The following is a 17,885-nucleotide window of genomic DNA, read 5'->3' as shown; positions in this document are numbered from 1 at the left end:
GTCATCCCACATCCAATGCCAGCAGGTCCTCTTCGGTCTCCCGCCGGACGATCAGGCGCGCCTGGCCGTCACGTACCGCGACGACCGGCGGCCGGGGCACATGGTTGTAGTTGCTGGCCATGCTCCGGCAGTACGCGCCGGTGCCCGGTACCGCGACAAGATCTCCGGGCTGCACGTCGGCGGGCAGGAATTCATCCTTCACCACGATGTCCCCGGACTCACAGTGCTTTCCCACCACGCGGGCGAGCAACGGCGCCGCGTCCGAGGCGCGCGAGGCCAGCGTCGCGGAGTAGGACGCGTCGTAGAGGGCGGTACGGATGTTGTCGCTCATCCCGCCGTCCACGCTGACGTACGTCCGGATGCCGTCGAGGTCCTTGACCGTGCCGACCTCGTAGAGCGTGAACACGGCCGGCCCGACGATGGCCCGGCCCGGCTCGATCGACAGGTGGGGAACGGCCAGGTTCTCCGCCGCGCACTCCGAGTCGACGATCTTGCGCAGCCGCTTGGCCAGGTCCTGCGGGGTCGCCGGGTCGTCCTGGGTGGTGTACGCGATGCCGAAGCCGCCGCCCAGGTCCAACTCGGGAAGCTCCACCCCCCGGGCGTCGCGGATCTGCGCCTGCAGGGCGAGCACCCGACGGGCCGACACCTCGAAGCCGCTGGCGTCGAAGATCTGCGACCCGATGTGCGAGTGCAGCCCACGCAGCTCCAGTACGTCCTCGTCGAGGATCTTGAACGCGGCGTTGGCCGCCGCTCCCCCGGCCAGGGAGAAGCCGAACTTCTGGTCCTCGTGGGCGGTCGCGATGAACTCGTGGGTGTGCGCCTCGACGCCCACGGTGACCCGGACCAGCACCCGGGGGCGGACGCCGCGCTCGCGGGCCAGCGCGGTCAGCCGGTCGATCTCGGTGAACGAGTCGACGATGATGCGGCCCACCCCGGCGTCCAGCGCCCGACCCAGCTCGGCGACCGACTTGTTGTTGCCGTGGAAGCCGATCCGCTCCGGCGGCATCCCGGCCGAGAGCGCGGTGGCCAGCTCGCCGCCGGTGCAGACGTCCAGGTGCAGGCCCTCCTCGGCGATCATCCGGACCACCGCCCGGCAGAGGAACGCCTTGCCCGCGTAGTAGACGTCCTCGGTCGGGAAGGCCGCCCGGAAGTCGCGGCAGCGTGAGCGCAGGTCGGCCTCGTCGAGGACGTACACCGGGGTGCCGAACTCGGTCGCGATGTCGCGGACGCTCAGGCCCGCGACGGCGACCGCGCCGTCCGCGCCGCGCGTCACGCTGCGCGGCCACAGCGCCGGCACGAGGGCGTTGACGTCGGCCGGGGTACGCAGCCAGGCCGGCCCCTGGTTGCTGATGTCCGCGTGCAGCGCACCAGCCTCGTGAGCCCGCATTACTTGTCTCCGCTTCGCGACTGCGGGGCTCGCAAGCTCACTCCTCGCGCTCGCACGCGATCACATCCTCTCGGGGGCGGAGACGCCGAGCAGGCGCAGACCGTTGGCGATCACCGTGCGGGTGGCGTTGTTGAGCCAGAGCCGGGCGCGGTGCAGGTCGGTGACCTCCTCGTCGCCCAACGGCAGCACCCGGCAGTTGTCGTAGAACCGGTGGTAGGAGGCGGCGACGCTCTCCTCCAGGTAGCGGGCCACCCGGTGCGGCTCGCGCAGCTCGGCGGCCGTGGCCACCACCGCCGGGAACTCGGCGAGCGCCTTGAGCAGCTCGTTCTCCTTCTCGTGCTCGAGCAGCTCGGGGCGGAACGCGTCGGCGTCGCCCGGAACCAGGCCCACCTCGGCGGCGTTGCGGGCCACGCCCGCCGTCCGCGCGGCCACGTACTGCACGTAGTAGACCGGGTTGTCGCGGGTCGCCCGCGTCCACAGCTCGATGTCGATGTCGATCGGTGAGTCGCTGGAGTAACGGGCCAACGCGTACCGGGAGGCGTCCACGCCGATCGCCTCGACCAGGTCCTCCAGGGTGATCACCGTGCCGGCCCGCTTGCTCATCCGCATCGGGGCGCCGTCGCGCAGCAGGTTGACCAGCTGCCCGATGAGGATCTCCAGGTTGCGCTCCGGGTCGTCGCCGAAGCAGGCGGACATCGCCTTCATCCGGCCGATGTAGCCGTGGTGGTCGGCGCCCAGCATGATCACGACCCGCTCGAAGCCGCGCTCCCGCTTGTCCAGGTAGTAGGCGCAGTCCGCGGCGAAGTACGTCCACTCGCCGTTGGACTTGCGCAGCACCCGGTCCTTGTCGTCACCGAAGTCGGTGGTCCGCAGCCAGGTCGCGCCCTCGGACTCGTACAGGTGGCCCTGCTCGCGCAGCCGCGCCAGCGCGAGGTCCAGCTCGCCCCGATCGTGCAGGTCCTTCTCGTTGAAGTAGGTGTCGAACTCCACGCCGAAGTCCCGCAGCGACGAGCGGATCTCGTCGAACATCAACGCGACGCCCTCGACGCGGAACACCTCCTGGGCGGCGGCGTCGTCCAGGCCGAGCACGTCGGGCCGGCGGGCCTGCACCTCGGTGGCGATTTCCGCGATGTACGCGCCGCCGTAGCCGTCCTCCGGCACGGCCTCGCCCTTCGCGGTGGCCAGCAGCGACCGGGCGAAGCGGTCGATCTGCGAACCGGCGTCGTTGAAGTAGTACTCCGTGCCGACCTCGGCGCCGGTGGCCCGCAGCAGCCGGCTCAGCGCGTCGCCGACGGCCGCCCAGCGGACGCCCCCGATGTGCACGGGACCGGTGGGGTTGGCCGACACGAACTCCAGGTTGATCTTCTCGCCCGCGAGGCGGTCGCTGCGGCCGTACTCCGCGCCGGCCTCGACGATCACCCGGGCGAGCTGGCCGGCGGCGGCGGCGTCCAGCCGGATGTTGAGAAAGCCCGGCCCGGCGATCTCCACCGACTTGACCCCGGGCGCCCGACCCAGCTCGTCGGCGAGGGCGCTGGCCAGCTCACGCGGCGAGACGCCCACCTTCTTGCTCAACTGCAGAGCGAGCGTGGAGGCGTAGTCGCCGTGCTCGGGGTTGCGCGGTCGCTCCACCACCGTGCGCTCCGGCAGCGCGGCGTGATCCAGGCCACGGTCGGTGAAGACGGCGTGGGCGGCGGTGAGGACGACCGAGGCGAGTTCTGCAGGAGTCACCCAACCATGTTATCGGGGGTAGACTCGGGCACTCGGCGGCTACCCTGCGCGTCAACCGGCCCGCCATCTCCCCTGACCGACCGACTTGACGAGGCACGATGAGCATCAGCACCCCGGGTGGCCCAGAGCGCCGCCCGACCGTGGTCAGCACCGGCAAGAAGCCGGCCGCAGGCCGGCCGGCGCCTGGCGCCAAGGCCGGTACCGGCAAGCCGACGGGCTCCCCCCGGGCCGGTGGCAAGGGCCCGCGCAAGCCGGTCGCACCGGTCAAGGTGAGCCAGGGCCGGGCGTGGGGTCCGATCGCGCTCTTCGTCGCCGTGGGCGTTCTCGCGGCCGGCATCATCGGCTACGGCGCCTGGGCCGCGGTCCAGGGCTCCAAGCCGTGGGACAAGCGGGCCAACGCCATCGACGGCATCACCAACATCCGTAAGTCCGACCCGGAGAGCCTCAAGTACGAGGCGCACAAGGCCGGCCCGCTGACCTACAAGTACTCGCCGCCCGTGGGTGGCGTGCACAACGCGGCCTGGCAGAACTGCATGGGCGACGTGTACGACGCCCCGATCGCCAGCGAGCACGCCGTGCACAGCCTCGAGCACGGCGCGGTGTGGATCACGTACCGCCCGGACCTGCCCAAGGACCAGGTCGACAAGCTCGCCGGCAAGGTGCGTGGCGTCGAGAAGATGCTGATGAGCCCGTACGAGGGCCTGGACAAGCCGATCTCGCTCCAGGCGTGGGGCTACCAGCTCAAGGTCGACAACGCCGACGACAAGCGGATCGACGACTTCATCAAGGACCTGCGGGTGAACGCCTCGGTCGAGGGCCCCACGGCGCTCTGCAACCAGGGCGTCACCGCCACCGGCACCACCCCGCGTGAGCTCCAGCAGCAGCCGCCCACCCAGTAAGGACCTCGATGACAGCCCCCACCACCACCGACAGCGAGTACGACGAGACCCAGGCCGGCCCAGACGAGGGCGGCCGGGCGCCGGCACGGCGCTACGGGCTGCTCGCGCTTACCGCCCTGCTGGTGGTGGGGCTGTTGCTCGGGTACGCCGGCGGTCTGCTCACCCCCCGGCTCACCCGCCCCGGTGACGCCTCGGTCGAGGCGGGTTTCGCCCGGGACATGACGACCCACCACACCCAGGCCGTGGAGATGAGCCTGATCGCGTACCGGTCGGCGACGCTGCCCGAGGTCCGGCAGATCGCCGTCGACATCGCCACCGGTCAGCAGGGTGAGATCGGCGCCATGCAGACCTGGCTGCGCGAGTGGGGGCTGAGCCCGACCGGCTCGCAGCCGCCGATGTCGTGGATGTCCGACGGCGCGGCCGTCAAGGACGGGCTGATGCCGGGCATGGCCACGCCGCAGCAGATGGCCGCCCTGCGCGACGCCAAGGGCATCGAGGTCGACCGGCAGTTCCTGACCCTCATGTACAACCACCACCTGGGCGGGATCCACATGATCGACGCGGCGCTCGCCGAGACCGACAACGCCGAGGTGGTACGGGTGGCCGAGACCATGAAGTCCACCCAGCAGTCCGAGCTGAACAACCTCCGGCAGCTCCAGGCGCAGGCCAAGGGCTGACCCCTCCGCACGGGCACACCGGGCCCGCGTCCCGCCGCACCTCGGCGGGACGCGGGCCCGGCCCGTATCCGGCCGCTGCCCCGCGGCGGGACACGCCGCTGCCCGCCGCGCCGCTGCGCGGGCGCGGCGGGCAGCGGCGGGGGGCGGGGCACGGTCTCGGTGATCGACTCGGATTCCTGCAAATCGGGCTGTCGGCGCGGCCGGGACGCCCCGACTTCCACGAACCCGAGTCGACCATGACGTCCACGACGCGGGGGCGCGCATGATCCACCCGAGATCGGCGATGTGGCGGTGTCCAGGCGCGCGGATGCCGCCACATCGGCGACCTGGCGGCGGACCACGCCGGATCGCCACCCGAGCCACGCCGCCCGCCGGACCCGCCGGGCCACCCGGCGACCGTGGCGTCCCATAGATACCTATTCGTCACTTGTGGCCGTTTTGCCCTAGACAGGCGATTACATCGCTTAGAGAGTTTTCTCCACACATATCGTGACCAGTAGTGATTCGTGCTCGTTGCCCAAGACGTGGGGGTTGCACTCAGAGACGCACGGCGCTCGGTCACCAGTTGGTGCCGACGCCACACCATCGGCGGTGACGGGGCGGTGGCAGCCGTCCGTCGCGGACAGCGGCAGGGCGAGCCGGGAATGCTCAGCCGCGAGCAGGAACTCGAACTGATCGACACACTCCGGGGCGTCCACCCCGACGAGTTCGGCCTGGACGAGGAGCTGTGGACGCGGCAGAGCCTCACCACGCTCATCCAGCGCCGGTTCGACCTTCCGCTGGACGTGGGCGCGGTCGGGGCGTACCTGCGGGCCTGGGGGTTGGGTCCGCGCGAGCCGCGCGAGCGTGCCTGCGGGCTCTGCGTCAGCGCGGTCGAACGGTGGGTACGCAGCGAGTACCCGGCGATCACCCGGACGGCCCAGGAGCACCTCGCCGAGGTCTACTGGATCGGGCGGGTACGGCTGCGCGGCACGATGCCGGCCGCCGACGTGATCTCCGCCGTGTCGTCCCGGGGCCGGGTGCGCTTCATGATCACGACGCCGACGGTCGACCCGCCGCTCCCCCGCGACTTCGTACTGCGACTCAGTGGCGAGGAACAGCGCACCGTGCACCTGATCGTGGACGGGTCCTGGCCCCGCAACGAGTGGCCGCGCCGGCTGCCCCGGCGGATCGTCCTGCACCCGCTGCCCAGTTGCGGACGGGCGGTCGCGGCCTGAGTACCGGGTGGGCCGGTCGCCGACACGACCGGCCCACCCGATACCGATTCGGCGTACGCGGAGGAGGTTTGCTAGTCTTCTCCAGTCGCTGAGCCCCCGTAGCTCAGGGGATAGAGCACCGCCCTCCGGAGGCGGGGGCGCAGGTTCGAATCCTGCCGGGGGCACACTTGCTAAGAAACCTTTGACCAGCACAGTAAGACCCCTGACCAGGGAAAACCCGGTCAGGGGTCTTACTCGTGTGTCGGGCCGTCAGCGGCCCGTGGCGGGCGTCTGTGCCATATCCGTGCCAAAGTTCGGGCGCGTCAGTCGTGGCCAAACGCCCGTTCGACGCGCTGCCGGAGAGCAGCCTCACCGCCGTCTAGGCACTTGGCGTAGATCCTGAGATGCCGTCTGCGCAGCCGAGCGCCGGGCTGTCGAGACTGCCGAGCCGACGCCGTACGGCCGCGAGGTCATCGTGGTGCCCATCAAGCCGGGCTGCCGGTGACGGCGGTCAGCAATAACTCGGCCGGTGAGGTGAGCGCCTACCTGGCAGCGCCACCGGCTCGCCGGGTACGTTTCGCCCGTGGTCGGGCGAGCGTACGCCGACCCGGCTCGTATGAAACCCAATCCTGAACCGATCCTGCAAGCCGTGCGCGCCGTCAATGAGCCGGCGAGTCTGTGCGTTTTGGTCGGTGACTCGCTCTCCGATATCGAAGGAGCACGGGCGGCCGGAGTAAGGGCAATTGGCTACGCAAATCGGCCGACCAAAGTCGAGACATTCCTAGCCGCTGCGGCAGGCGCAGTAGTCACGAGCATGGGCGAGATAGCTAGTGTGCTGGTCGAGGGCATCAGCGGTTGAAATCGCGCCGCAAACTGGCGCGTATATGATGAGCAAACCGGTGGACGGCTACCGCTAGCTATTGGGCGGGAGAAGCGTCCTCCGCCTTGGCAAACCGATCCAACAGCCACTCAATGATCGCTTCGGCCACTTCAAAATACTCCCAAGCCTGCTTACGGGATAGTCCTTGCTGCTTTCCATGAGCTACGCCATTGCGGATTCCCACTAGGGAGTTGAGACTGTTCCTTCGTTCCTCCACCGCCAGGAAGGCTTCGAGCTCGTCAGCCCAGGAGCCGTCGAATCTTCGGACCATCTTCAACAGCGCGTCAGAGCTTAGATTCGGCATCCGGTCAAGCCAGGAGTTGGCAAATTGCTGAACGAATCCCCAGGAGTTTTTCGAGCAGAAATCTCTAAGGATCACTGCCGTTGCTTGCTCGAGATAGCCAGAGACCCGCAGGCAAAGATACTGGCCTAAGTCTGCGGCGAGTTCGGGATCATCGATCGCACGGGGGTCTGCTCGTATGTATAGCTCCTCTAGTTCCTTTTTGAGTCGGCCGACTTCATACCGGGCCTTCAACGAGTGATTCGGACGCCTCATGCGAGCTCTTCAAAGGCTTCCCTAGCCATGCGAAGACGCCGCTCGACACGGTCCTCGTCGGCGGTCGCGCGAGCGACAGCGCTCACGAAATCCGGCTTCCGAAGAAGCTGCTCTCTGGTCGCTGCCACGTGCGACTCATCCTGAAGTGGGCCACGGCTAAGCCTTGAACTCATACCCATGAGAATGGCGTCAGCGAAGGCAGCATTAATCTGGCTCTCTGGACGTAGAGCCTTTCGACCCAGCGTGCGAGCCAGAACGTCGCAGGTTTCGGCGAAGACTTGGCGCAGGTTTGCGACGTCCAGTCCCTCGAGGTTGCGATGGTCGGCCAGAAAGGTGTTCAAGAAAACCTTCAATGGTCTGCGATAGCTACCCTCTTCCTGATGAAAGGCCAAGAACCGCAAAATAAGCTCTTGATCTTTCAAGCGCTCCGAGATCGGACCGTAGATCGCTCGCCAAGAGGGATGGCCGTTGAATTCTCGAAGGAGTTCCACCAGAGATCCATGAAACAGGGCTACTCGAATTTCTTGAGGGTAGAGGTTCGTGCCGCCTGTATTTAGGCGCTCGAACAGTGAGTAAACGCTCTCATCTCCGCCTAGCTGAGAGTTGTACTTGACCACGGTGGCATGAATAAACGTGTTATCAAGCAGTCGCCGTTGTTCATCATCCAGCGTGGAATACGTCAATTCCTTCAACTTGTCCGTGACGTGTTCGAGCTTGAACTCTACCTTGGGATTAATCTTGCCTGCGTAGAAGCGCTGTAAGGTGCGTAGCCGTTGCTGCCCATCAAGTACAAGCAGTTGTTTGTTTGCCTGCTGGACGAGAAAGATGCCTGGAACGGGGAAGCCGAGCAGCAGTGACTCTACAAAACGGTCCATCTGCGGCTTCTTCCATACAAACTTACGCTGGAAGCCCGACAGATCCGACTCTGACTCCACGGCTGGGTCAAAGTTCGGAACGACAATGTCACGATTGTTGAGGCGTCGCACGAGGCCGTGAACGTCGAAATCCGTTCCGAAGTACGAGATTGGCTCGAGGTCTGGGATCGGCGTGTCTTGGTCGTCTCCACCACTGACACCCTCAGGCTCGAACTGCTCGTTCTCGAGGCCACCTTCCCCGTCACCCTGGTATGTGTCCGACATAAGCATCCTCAATCGTTGAAGGGCACGTGTGACGAGACTAGTAGGCCGTGCCCGAACCGACAGCTCCCGGCCTCGGTGAGCCGGCGTGCCGAGGAACTCCTGGGATTGCTTGTGGATCACGGGCGCGTGGGGCAGCGACCGGGCATTGGACAGCACTCCATGCCACATGTGTGCCAAAGCTGCCCGCGCTGCAGCCCAACTACCAGCGTTCGCCCAGGTCAGGCATGTGGTTCGAGCGTGGCTAGCGCCGCCCTCTGGAGGCGGGGGCGCAGGTTCGAATCCTGCCGGGGGCACAAGCTTTCGCGCTCCATGTCGCTGAGAAGCGCGGACCTGGGGCGCTTGTCATTTCTGTCCCGGGGCCGAACCCCGGACCCCACGTACCCGGTGCCGGCTCGCGTCGAACGGCCCCGAACCCCTCCACTCCGCGATCTTGCAGTTTCGGTTTTCGTCTTGGGAAGTAATGCAACGTTTGTCGCCACCGAAAGTGCAAGATCGCGGGAGACCTGGGGACGCGGGGTGGGGTGGCGTTAGGCGTTTACGTACTCGGCCAGGTGTTGTCCGGTTAGGGTGCTGCGGGCCGTTACCAGGTCGGCCGGGGTGCCTTCGAAGACGATTCGGCCGCCGTCGTGGCCGGCGCCCGGGCCGAGGTCGATGATCCAGTCGGCGTGCGCCATGACGGCCTGGTGGTGCTCGACGACGATCACCGACGTGCCGGAGTCGACCAGCCGGTCCAGCAGGCCGAGCAGTTGCTCCACGTCGGCGAGGTGCAGGCCGGTGGTCGGCTCGTCGAGGACGTAGATGCCGCCCTTCTCGGCCATCCGGGTGGCCAGCTTGAGCCGCTGCCGCTCGCCGCCGGACAGGGTGGTCAACGGCTGGCCGAGGCTGAGGTAGCCGAGCCCGACGTCGACGAGTCGGTCGAGGATGGCGTGCGCCGCCGGGGTACGCGCCTCGCCCGTGCCGAAGAACGCCGCCGCCTCGGTCACCGACATGGCGAGCACCTCGCTGATGTCCCGGCCGCCGAACCGGTATTCCAGTACGGACGCCTGGAACCGCCGCCCCTCGCACTCCTCGCAGGTGGCGGCGACGCCGGCCATCATCCCCAGGTCGGTGTAGATGACGCCGGCGCCGTTGCAGCCGGGGCAGGCACCCTCGGAGTTGGCGCTGAACAGCGCGGGCTTCACACCGTTGGCCTTGGCGAACGCCTTGCGGATCGGGTCGAGCAGACCCGTGTACGTCGCGGGGTTGCTCCGTCGGGAGCCGCGGATCGCGCTCTGGTCGACCGACACCACGCCGTCGGTGCCGGACACCGAACCGTGAATGAGCGAGCTCTTGCCCGAACCGGCCACGCCGGTCACCACCACGAGCACGCCGAGCGGGATGTCGACGTCGACGTCCCGCAGGTTGTGGGTGTTCGCGCCCCGCACGGCGAGCGTGCCGGACGGTGTACGCACCGACGACTTCAGCGCGGCCCGGTCGTCCAGGTGCCGCCCGGTCAGGGTGTCGCTGGCGCGCAGCCCGTCGACGGTGCCCTCGAACACCACCTCACCCCCGCCGGTGCCGGCGCCCGGACCGAGGTCGACGACGTGGTCGGCGATGGCGATGGCCTCCGGCTTGTGCTCCACGACCAGGACGGTGTTGCCCTTGTCGCGCAGTCTCAGCAGCAGGCCGTTCATCCGGGCGATGTCGTGCGGGTGCAGCCCGATCGTCGGTTCGTCGAAGACGTACGTGACGTCGGTGAGCGACGACCCGAGGTGGCGGATCATCTTGGTGCGCTGCGCCTCGCCGCCGGAGAGCGTGCCGGACGGTCGGTCGAGTGACAGGTAGCCCAGCCCGATCTCCTCGAACGAGTCGAGGAGGTGTTGCAACCCGCTGAGCAGCGGCGCGACCGACGGCTCCTGGATGCCCCGGACCCAGGCCGCGAGGTCGCTGATCTGCATGGCGCAGACGTCGGCGATGTTCTTGCCCGCGATCTTCGACGAGCGGGCCTCGGCGCTGAGCCGGGTGCCGTCGCAGTCGGGGCAGGTCGTGAACGTGACCGCCCGGTCCACGAAGGCACGGATGTGCGGCTGCAACGTGTCGATGTCCTTGGACAGGAACGACTTCTGGATCTGCGGGATCAGGCCCGAGTACGTCAGGTTGATGCCCTCAACCTTGATCTTGGTCGGTTCCCGGTGGAGCAGGTCCTGCAGCTCCCGCTTCGTGTACTTGCTGATGGGCTTGTCCGGGTCGAAGTAGCCGCAGCCCCGGAAGATCCGCCCGTACCAGCCCTCCATGCTGTAGCCGGGGATCGTGATCGCGCCCTCGTTGAGCGACTTGCTGTCGTCGTACAGCGCGGAGAGGTCGAAGTCGGTGACCGCGCCCATCCCCTCGCAGCGCGGGCACATGCCGCCCAGGCGGTTGAAGGTCGCCTTCTCAGTCTTCGTCTTGCCCGCGCCACGTTCCACGGTGATCGCGCCGCTGGCCCGGACCGACGGGACGTTGAAGGAGAAGGCGTTCGGCGAGCCGATGTGCGGCTGCCCGAGCCGGCTGAACAGGATGCGCAGCATCGCGTTGGCGTCGGTGGCGGTGCCGACGGTGGAGCGGGCGTTGGCCCCCATCCGCTCCTGGTCGACGATGATCGCGGTGGTGAGCCCGGCCAGCACGTCGACCTCGGGCCGGGTCAGCGTCGGCATGAAGCCCTGGAGGAAGGCGCTGTAGGTCTCGTTGATCATCCGTTGCGACTCGGCGGCGATGGTGCCGAACACCAGCGAGCTCTTGCCCGAGCCGGAGACACCGGTGAACACCGTGAGGCGACGCTTCGGCAGCTCGACCGTGACGTCCTTGAGGTTGTTGACGCGAGCGCCCTGTACCCGGATCAGGTCGTGGCGGTCCGCGACGTGCGCCGCGGGCGAGTCCGTGGCCTTGCTCATCGTCTCTCCATCTGCTGGGGTGGCGGGGCCCCGGTCACGCTAGGGGTGGCCGCGTGACCTGCGCTTCTCGATTCCTGATGGGTCTGGTGACCTGCTTCGCCGTACAGGATGGCAGCCCGGCGGTCGACAGCGCCGCCTCCCGGCGGTACGTGCTGGGGGGCATACCGACCAGTTCGGTGAAGCGGGTGCTGAAGGTGCCGAGCGACGAGCAGCCGACCGCGAAACAGACATCGGTGACGCTCAGGTCGCCACGACGCAGCAGGGCCATGGCGCGCTCCACGCGCCGGGTCATGAGATAGCTGTACGGCGATTCGCCGTAGGCGAGCCGGAACTCCCGGCTGAGGTGCCCCGCCGACATGTGGACGCCCCGGGCGAGCGCCTCGACGTCCAACGGCTGCGCGTACTCCCGGTCGATGCGGTCGCGGACGCGACGCAGCCGCGCGAGGTCGGCGAGGCGCTGGCTCTCCGTGGATCGGCTGGTCACCCGGCAAATCGTGCCACAGACCACCGACAAGACAGGACCGCCGGACGGCCGAGCCGGAGCCGAGCCGCGTGGCGGCGCGTGGGGCAGTCGTCGGGGCGTACCGTCAGGTGGTTTCGCGGCGGGCGCGGGCCCGGCGCTTGCCCTCGTGCATGGCCTGGACGCGGGCCACCGGGATGGCGCGACCCTCGGTGACCAGGTCTGCGGGGATCTGCTGGGGTTCCGGCAGCAGCGCGACCCACGGGTCGGTCCCGGCGAGCAGCGACGGCGCCGTCCGGATGGTGAAGTCCGCCGGGGTCACCTCGGTCAGGTCGGCCCAGTCGACCGGGAAGGACACCGGCATCCCGGGCCGTAGTCGCGGGCTGTACGCGGCGACGACCGTCGCCCCGCCGGAGCGGGTGGCGTCCACGAACACCTTCCCGCCCCGGTCCTCGCGGATGTACGCCGTGGTGGCGAGCGCCGGGTCGAGCCGTTCGGCGCGGACGGCGAGCGCCCGGGTGGCGGCCGCCAACTCCTCGGCGGTGGCGTCGCCCGTGACCGGGACGAAGACGTGCACGCCCTTGGCGCCGCTGGTCTTGACCGCTCCGACCAGGCCGGCGTCGGCGAGCGCCTGGCGGACCAGCAGGGCCGCGTCGACCGCCGCCCGGAACCCGTCGCCCTCCGGCGGGTCCAGGTCGAGCACCAGGTGGCTCGGTCGGTGCAGGTCGGCAACCGTGGCCAGGGTCGGGTGGTACTCGACCGCGCGCTGGTTGGCGAGCCAGAGCAGGGTCCGCCGGTCGTCGCAGAGGGCGTACGAGATCTCCCGGTGCGACGCCTCGGCCCAGACCGGCGTCCGGCGTACCCAGTCCGGGGTGTAGCGGGGCAGGTTCTTCTGCATGAACGGCGGCTGGCCGGGGCGGACCCGGATCACCGACAGCGGCCGGTCCCGGAGTTGCCCGATGATCGGCCCCCGGACCGCGTCGAGGTAGTCGACAAGGTCGCGCTTGGTGGCGTCGTCACGGTCGGACAGCGGCTGGTCCAGGTTGGTCAGGGCCACGCCGTCGCGGGTCTCGTCAGCCTCACTCACCCGATCACCCTCGCGGCCTCGGCGTCGTCGGTCAACCGGACGCGGCGCTCGGAGGCCTGCCGATTTCGAGGACCACGGTCGGCGGCCGGCCCGTCGACCGGTCCGTCGACGTCGGGTCGCGCCCCGCCCGGCCGGCGCGGCACCGTGCAAGCGCCAGCAGCAGGGCGGCGAGCACCAGGGCGGCGGCCACCGCGAACGCCACCCGGTAACCGCCGGCCAGCGCGGCCGCCTCGGCCTGACCGGAGGCCCGCAGAGCGTCGCTGCGGGCCGCCGCGAGGGTCGCCAGCGTCGCCAGGCCGACCGCCCCGCCGACCTGCTGGGTCGTGTTGGCCAGACCGGAGGCGAGCCCGGCGTCGGCGTCGGTCGCGCCGGCCATCGCCAGCGTGGTGACCGCCGGCAGGGTCAGGCCGCCGGCCACCCCGAAGATCAACATCGCCGGGAGTACGTCGGTGAGGTAGCCACCGTCGGCGGACAGCCGGGCGAGCAGCAGGAAACCGACGGCGGCCAGGCCGAGCCCGGTCACCAGCACGGTTCGGGCGCCCCAGCGGGCGATCAGCCTGCCCGACAGGCCGAGCGACACCGCCGCGATCACTACGGGGGTGGGCAGGAACGCCCAGCCGGTCGCCGCCGCGTTCAGCCCGAGCACCAGTTGCAGCTCCACGGCGAGCAGGAACTGGAAGCCGAGGAACGCGGCCACCATGAGGAACTGCACGGTGTTCGCCGCGAGCAGCCCCGGGACGCGCAGCAGTCGGGGAGGCAGCAGCGGGGTGGACGCCACGCGCTGGCGTAGCGCGAAGCCGCCGAGCAGCAGCGCGGCGAGCGCCACCGCGCCGAGGGTGCGCCGGCTGGTCCAGCCGTGCTCACCCGTACCCACGATGCCCAGCACGGCCGCCATCAGGCCGGCGGTGGCGAGCACGGCGCCCGGCACGTCGAGGCCGGCCCGCAGGCCGATGCCCCGCTCGGCGGGGAGCCGGCGGACGGCGGCGAGCAGGATCGCCGCCCCGATCGGGAGGTTCACCAGGAAAATCGAACGCCAGCCAGCCAGCTCGGTCAGCACTCCCCCGGCCACCGTGCCGATCGACGCGCCGGCCGCCCCGGTGAAGCTGTAGACGGCGATCGCGCGGGCCCGCTCGGCCGGCTCGGGATAGAGCCGGACGATCATGCCGAGGCTGACCGCCATGGCCAGCGCGCCACCGACACCCTGGCCGAACCGCGCGCCGACGAGCAGGGCCGGATTGCCGGCCACCGCGCAGGCCGCCGAGGCCACGGTGAACAGCACGACGCCGGCCAGGAAGACCCGGCGTCGGCCGAGCAGGTCACCGAGACGGCCGGCGAGCAGCAACAGCCCGCCGAACGCCACCAGGTAGGCGTTGACCACCCAGGCCAGCCCGGCGGCGGTGAAGCCCAGGTCGCGTTGGACGGCGGGCAGGGCCACCGACACGACGCTGCCATCGAGAATGACCATGAGGCTGCCGGCGCAGAGCACCAGCAGCGCCGGCCAGCGGGACGGGGTCGCTCGGTCCACGGAATCCTCCTTGGTGCACGGTTTGTTACCGACGCCATCGTCTGTGACCATGAGCGGGAGCGGAAGGAGGCACTGTTGTGTCCCAGAGGAACAGCGATGTGTCCGCGCTGGTGGAGGCCGAGCTGACCTGCTCACCCGGGAACGTGCCCTTCACCCCCGGGCAGGCGCGGGCGTGCACCGTCCGTGAGGTGCTCGACCGGGTCGGCGGCAAGTGGAGCATCGGCATCCTGGTGGCGGCCTCGCACGGCCCGGTGCGCTTCACCGAGTTGGAGCGGCACATCGAGGGCATCAGCCGGCGGATGCTCACGCTGACCCTGCGCAACCTGGAACGCGACGGCCTGCTGCACCGCACCGTCTACCCGACCGTGCCGCCCAAGGTCGAATACGTGGCCACCCCGATGGCCCTGGAGCTGTACGAGTCGCTGGTGGCCCTGACGAGCTGGGCCGAGCGGCACCGCCGCGCCATCGCCGAGGCGCGGACCCGGTACGACGCGGAGCACGCGGACTAGACAGGAATCGGGTGTGGGGAACGCCACCCGGTTCGTCTGACCGATCGGTCAGGGTCTGACCGATCGGTCAGGCATGCTGGTTCACGGAGGTGGACCGGTGATGGCCAGAGCGGTGTCCGAAACGCACGGCGAGATCCTCGCCGCGGCGGCGCGACGGTTCGCGGTGACCGGCTACCGGGGCACCTCGTTGCAGGACATCGCCCGCGAGGTCGGCTGCTCCAAGGCCACCGTGCTCTACCACTTCGCCAACAAGGAAGCCCTGCTCGCCGAGCTGATGGCACCGGCCATCATGGTGCTGACCGACCTCGACGACCAGCTCAGCGGCCTGACCGGCGCGGCCGCCCAGGACGTCGCCGCGGTCGGCTTCGTCGACCTCGCGGTCCGGTTCCGGCGGGAGATCGCCGTCCTGCGCGGCGAGTTCCCGGAGCTGCTGTGCCAGCCGGCCTTCGCCCACATCCAGCAGATCTCCGAACGGCTGCGCGACGCGCTGGCCGGCCACTCCGACCGTCCCGGCGCCCGGATCGCCGCGCTGGTGCTGCTGGCCGGCATCTCCGAGGCATGCGCCGAGTTCGTCGACATCCCCGACGACGAGCTGCGTCCCGCCCTGCTCACCCTCGCCCGGCGGGCCGTCGAACCCGTCGGGACACCCCAGCCCCAACCACCCACGACCGAGGACAAGGACTCCTGATGGCCACCCTGCTCTACCGGCTCGGCCGGGGCGCGTTGCGCCGGCGACGGCTCGTCGTCGCGCTCTGGCTCGTCGTACTCGTCGGCGCCGGCCTGGCCGCGGCGACCCTGCGCGGCCCGACGGCGAGCAACTTCACCATGCCCGGAACCGAGAGCCAGCGCGCCCTCGACCTGCTCAGCGAGCAGTTCCCCGCAGCCAGCGGCGCCACCGGCACGATCACGCTCAAGGCGCCCGGCGACGGCCAACTGGCCTCCCCGGAGGGCCAGGCCGTGGTGCAGGAGCTGGTCCAGCAGGCCGGGACGCTGCCCGGCGTCGTCGGCGCGGTCAACCCGCTCCAAGTCGGCGCCGTCTCGCCCAACGGCCGGTACGCGCTGGTGCAGGTTCAGTTCGCCACCGGGGCGGACGAGGTGACCGACGCGCAGAAGACCGCGTACGAGGAGGTCGGCGCGGCGGCCAAGGCGAAGGGCTGGCAGGTCGCCCCGGGCGGTGAGGTGCTGGGCGGGGAGCCGGAGATCGGCTCGACCGAGGCGCTCGGCGTCCTGGTCGCCGCGATCGTCCTGATCATCACGTTCGGCTCGCTGGTGGCCGCCGGCATGACCATGCTCAACGCGCTGATCGGCGTGGGCGTCGGCATGGCCGGCCTGTTCGCGCTGAGCGGCGTCATCGAGTTGACCAGCACGGCGCCGATCCTCGCGCTGATGCTCGGCCTCGCCGTCGGCATCGACTACTCGCTGTTCATCACCTCCCGGCACCGGCAGAACCTGCTCGACGGCCTGCCCCCGGACGAGGCGGTCGGCCGGGCCGTCGGCACCGCCGGCTCCGCCGTGGTCTTCGCGGGCGCCACCGTCGTCATCGCGCTCGCCGGCCTGGCCGTGGTGGACATCCCGTTCCTCACCGTGATGGGTCTCGCCGCCGCCGGCACCGTCACCGTGGCCGTCCTCGTCGCCATCACCCTGCAGCCGGCGCTGCTCGGCTTCGCCGGTCGCCGGGTGCTCCCCCGCCGGCTGCGGGCACTCGCCAACGAGGGCACGCCGGGCACCGACGCGGACCTCGACCGGCCGGCCCCGGCCGAGGACCGCACCCGGTTCGGCTTCCGCTGGGCCCGGTTCGTCACCCGTTTCCGCGTACCCGTGATCCTGGTCGGGCTGCTCGGTCTGGGGCTGCTCGCGCTGCCCACGCCCGACATGCGGCTGGCGTTGCCGGGCGCGGCGACGGCCGCCGTCGGCTCTCCGGCCCGGGTGGCGAACGACCTGACCGTCGAGGGCTTCGGCCCGGGCTTCACGGGCCGGCTCGCGGTGGTCGTCGCGGGCGACGACGCACCGGCGACCGCGGCCGCCGTACCGCAGGTCACCGCGCTGCTGCAACGTACCGAGAACGTCCTCGCGGTGGCGCCGCCGCAGCTCAGCCCGGACGGCCGGACGGCGCTGCTCGGCGTGGTGCCCAAGACCGGCCCGACCGACGAGGCCACCGAGACGCTGGTGCACGACATCCGCGACTCGGTCAGCGGCATTCGCGGCGCGGACGTCCTGCTCACCGGCGTCACCGCGATCGGCATCGACGTCTCCGAGAAGCTCTCCGACGCGCTGCCGGTCTACCTGCTGCTGGTGGTCGGGCTGTCGGTCCTGCTGCTGATGCTGGTGTTCCGCTCGCTGCTGGTGCCGGTCAAGGCCGCGCTGGGCTTCCTGCTCACCGTCGCCGCCACGTTCGGCATCACGGTGGCGGTGTTCCAGCAGGGGCACCTCGCCGACCTGGTCGGCCTGGACACGCCCGGCCCGCTGATCAGCTTCCTGCCGATCCTGCTCATCGGCATCCTGTTCGGGCTCGCCATGGACTACGAGGTGTTCCTGGTCTCCCGGATGCGGGAGGACTTCGTGCACGGTGAGAGCGCCCGGGCGGCCACGATCAGCGGCATGGGGCACGGCGCCCGGGTGGTCACCGCCGCCGCGCTGATCATGATGTCGGTGTTCGGGGGCTTCGTCTTCCTCGATGACCCGGTGATCAAGTCGATGGGCTTCGCGCTCGCCATCGGCGTGGCCATCGACGCCTTCGTGGTCCGCATGACCATCGTCCCGGCCGTGATGTCCCTGCTCGGTGACCGCGCCTGGTGGCTGCCCCGCTGGCTGAACCGCGCCCTGCCCAACGTCGACATCGAGGGCGAAGGCCTCCGCGACCACCTGACGACCCAGGAACCCACGAGGGTCTAGGTCCCAGCCTGGTCGATCATGGAGTTGTGGTGCCCGTCGTG

The 17,885-nt window shown here is 69.8% G+C and carries 14 protein-coding genes, 2 tRNA genes and 1 pseudogene; 9 read left to right on the top strand and 8 right to left on the bottom strand.

All coding sequences use genetic code 11. The annotated features are described in order from the left end of the window. Window position 1: 1 nt before the first annotated feature. Window positions 2-1,387, bottom strand: a complete 1,386-nt coding sequence (gene lysA, locus ACIBTX_RS23870) for a diaminopimelate decarboxylase (RefSeq protein ID WP_357174565.1) — start codon at window positions 1,385-1,387, stop codon at window positions 2-4. A 60-nt stretch (window positions 1,388-1,447) separates the two neighbouring features. Next, the gene (argS, locus tag ACIBTX_RS23865; protein WP_396833044.1) at window positions 1,448-3,115 is read right to left on the bottom strand and encodes an arginine--tRNA ligase; all 1,668 of its coding nucleotides are present in this window, start codon (window positions 3,113-3,115) and stop codon (window positions 1,448-1,450) included. Between the two features lie 98 nt (window positions 3,116-3,213). Here argS and ACIBTX_RS23860 point away from each other — a divergent pair, with 98 nt between their 5' ends. From ACIBTX_RS23860 to ACIBTX_RS23840, 5 genes and pseudogenes are all read left to right on the top strand, one after another. Beyond that, window positions 3,214-4,014 carry a DUF3105 domain-containing protein gene (locus ACIBTX_RS23860; RefSeq protein ID WP_357174562.1) on the top strand — a complete coding sequence of 267 codons (801 nt, stop codon included), beginning with the start codon at window positions 3,214-3,216 and terminating at the stop codon, window positions 4,012-4,014. Window positions 4,015-4,022: 8 nt separating this feature from the next. Beyond that, entirely contained in the window at window positions 4,023-4,691 is a 669-nt protein-coding gene (locus ACIBTX_RS23855; RefSeq protein WP_357174559.1) for a DUF305 domain-containing protein, read from the top strand. 524 nt (window positions 4,692-5,215) lie between these two features. Continuing rightward, entirely contained in the window at window positions 5,216-5,908 is a 693-nt protein-coding gene (locus ACIBTX_RS23850; protein WP_355052838.1) for a winged helix-turn-helix domain-containing protein, read from the top strand. A gap of 92 nt (window positions 5,909-6,000) precedes the next feature. Continuing rightward, window positions 6,001-6,072: transfer RNA gene (locus tag ACIBTX_RS23845), tRNA-Arg, on the top strand. 218 nt (window positions 6,073-6,290) lie between these two features. After that, a pseudogene (locus tag ACIBTX_RS23840) lies at window positions 6,291-6,746 on the top strand (HAD family hydrolase); the annotation flags it as partial. A 58-nt stretch (window positions 6,747-6,804) separates the two neighbouring features. Here the strand turns inward: ACIBTX_RS23840 and ACIBTX_RS23835 are convergent. Continuing rightward, window positions 6,805-7,323 carry a HEPN domain-containing protein gene (locus tag ACIBTX_RS23835; protein WP_396833043.1) on the bottom strand — a complete coding sequence of 173 codons (519 nt, stop codon included), beginning with the start codon at window positions 7,321-7,323 and terminating at the stop codon, window positions 6,805-6,807. Beyond that, on the bottom strand, window positions 7,320-8,462 hold the full coding sequence (locus tag ACIBTX_RS23830; protein WP_396833042.1) for a DUF262 domain-containing protein: 1,143 nt from the start codon (window positions 8,460-8,462) through the stop codon (window positions 7,320-7,322). The genes ACIBTX_RS23835 and ACIBTX_RS23830 overlap by 4 nt, the downstream gene beginning before the upstream one ends. 234 nt (window positions 8,463-8,696) lie before the next feature. Between ACIBTX_RS23830 and ACIBTX_RS23825 the strand changes: the two genes are divergently transcribed. After that, window positions 8,697-8,752 (top strand) — tRNA-Gln (locus ACIBTX_RS23825). Between the two features lie 237 nt (window positions 8,753-8,989). On the opposite strand, the gene ACIBTX_RS23820 is transcribed toward ACIBTX_RS23825, so the two are convergent. From ACIBTX_RS23820 to ACIBTX_RS23805, 4 genes are all read right to left on the bottom strand, one after another. Next, on the bottom strand, window positions 8,990-11,371 hold the full coding sequence (locus ACIBTX_RS23820; protein WP_396833041.1) for an ATP-binding cassette domain-containing protein: 2,382 nt from the start codon (window positions 11,369-11,371) through the stop codon (window positions 8,990-8,992). A 34-nt stretch (window positions 11,372-11,405) separates the two neighbouring features. Further along, a complete protein-coding gene (locus tag ACIBTX_RS23815) occupies window positions 11,406-11,855 on the bottom strand; it encodes a helix-turn-helix transcriptional regulator (RefSeq protein WP_357133907.1) in 450 nt (149 codons plus the stop codon). A gap of 103 nt (window positions 11,856-11,958) precedes the next feature. After that, complete coding sequence (locus ACIBTX_RS23810) at window positions 11,959-12,918, bottom strand: ATP-dependent DNA ligase (protein ID WP_357398312.1); 960 nt, start codon at window positions 12,916-12,918, stop codon at window positions 11,959-11,961. Window positions 12,919-12,949: 31 nt separating this feature from the next. After that, entirely contained in the window at window positions 12,950-14,443 is a 1,494-nt protein-coding gene (locus ACIBTX_RS23805) for an MFS transporter (RefSeq protein WP_363661443.1), read from the bottom strand. 122 nt (window positions 14,444-14,565) lie between these two features. On the opposite strand from ACIBTX_RS23805, the gene ACIBTX_RS23800 reads away from it, so the two are divergent. The 3 genes from ACIBTX_RS23800 (at window position 14,566) to ACIBTX_RS23790 (ending at window position 17,844) form a co-directional block, all read left to right on the top strand. Further along, complete coding sequence (locus tag ACIBTX_RS23800) at window positions 14,566-14,952, top strand: helix-turn-helix domain-containing protein (RefSeq protein ID WP_355052881.1); 387 nt, start codon at window positions 14,566-14,568, stop codon at window positions 14,950-14,952. A gap of 100 nt (window positions 14,953-15,052) precedes the next feature. Beyond that, complete coding sequence (locus tag ACIBTX_RS23795) at window positions 15,053-15,640, top strand: helix-turn-helix domain-containing protein (RefSeq protein WP_357174547.1); 588 nt, start codon at window positions 15,053-15,055, stop codon at window positions 15,638-15,640. After that, window positions 15,640-17,844 carry an MMPL family transporter gene (locus ACIBTX_RS23790; protein WP_357174544.1) on the top strand — a complete coding sequence of 735 codons (2,205 nt, stop codon included), beginning with the start codon at window positions 15,640-15,642 and terminating at the stop codon, window positions 17,842-17,844. The genes ACIBTX_RS23795 and ACIBTX_RS23790 overlap by 1 nt, the downstream gene beginning before the upstream one ends. The last annotated feature ends 41 nt before the right edge of the window (window positions 17,845-17,885 follow it).

It is taken from the genome of Micromonospora sp. NPDC049359 (genome assembly GCF_044466585.1).
GTDB lineage: Bacteria > Actinomycetota > Actinomycetes > Mycobacteriales > Micromonosporaceae > Micromonospora.
The sequence above is the reverse complement of the archived record's forward strand: the minus strand, read 5'-3'. Positions and strand labels throughout refer to the sequence as shown.

Excerpts from the sequence above, each read along its gene's own strand:
- lysA (WP_357174565.1), bottom strand. The coding sequence starts at position 1,387 with ATGCGGGCTCACGAGGCTGGTGCGCTGCACGCGGACATCAGCAACCAG.
- ACIBTX_RS23860 (WP_357174562.1), top strand. The coding sequence starts at position 3,214 with ATGAGCATCAGCACCCCGGGTGGCCCAGAGCGCCGCCCGACCGTGGTC.
- ACIBTX_RS23855 (WP_357174559.1), top strand. The coding sequence starts at position 4,023 with ATGACAGCCCCCACCACCACCGACAGCGAGTACGACGAGACCCAGGCC.
- ACIBTX_RS23835 (WP_396833043.1), bottom strand. The coding sequence starts at position 7,323 with ATGAGGCGTCCGAATCACTCGTTGAAGGCCCGGTATGAAGTCGGCCGA.
- ACIBTX_RS23830 (WP_396833042.1), bottom strand. The coding sequence starts at position 8,462 with ATGTCGGACACATACCAGGGTGACGGGGAAGGTGGCCTCGAGAACGAG.
- ACIBTX_RS23820 (WP_396833041.1), bottom strand. The coding sequence starts at position 11,371 with ATGAGCAAGGCCACGGACTCGCCCGCGGCGCACGTCGCGGACCGCCAC.
- ACIBTX_RS23795 (WP_357174547.1), top strand. The coding sequence starts at position 15,053 with ATGGCCAGAGCGGTGTCCGAAACGCACGGCGAGATCCTCGCCGCGGCG.
- ACIBTX_RS23790 (WP_357174544.1), top strand. The coding sequence starts at position 15,640 with ATGGCCACCCTGCTCTACCGGCTCGGCCGGGGCGCGTTGCGCCGGCGA.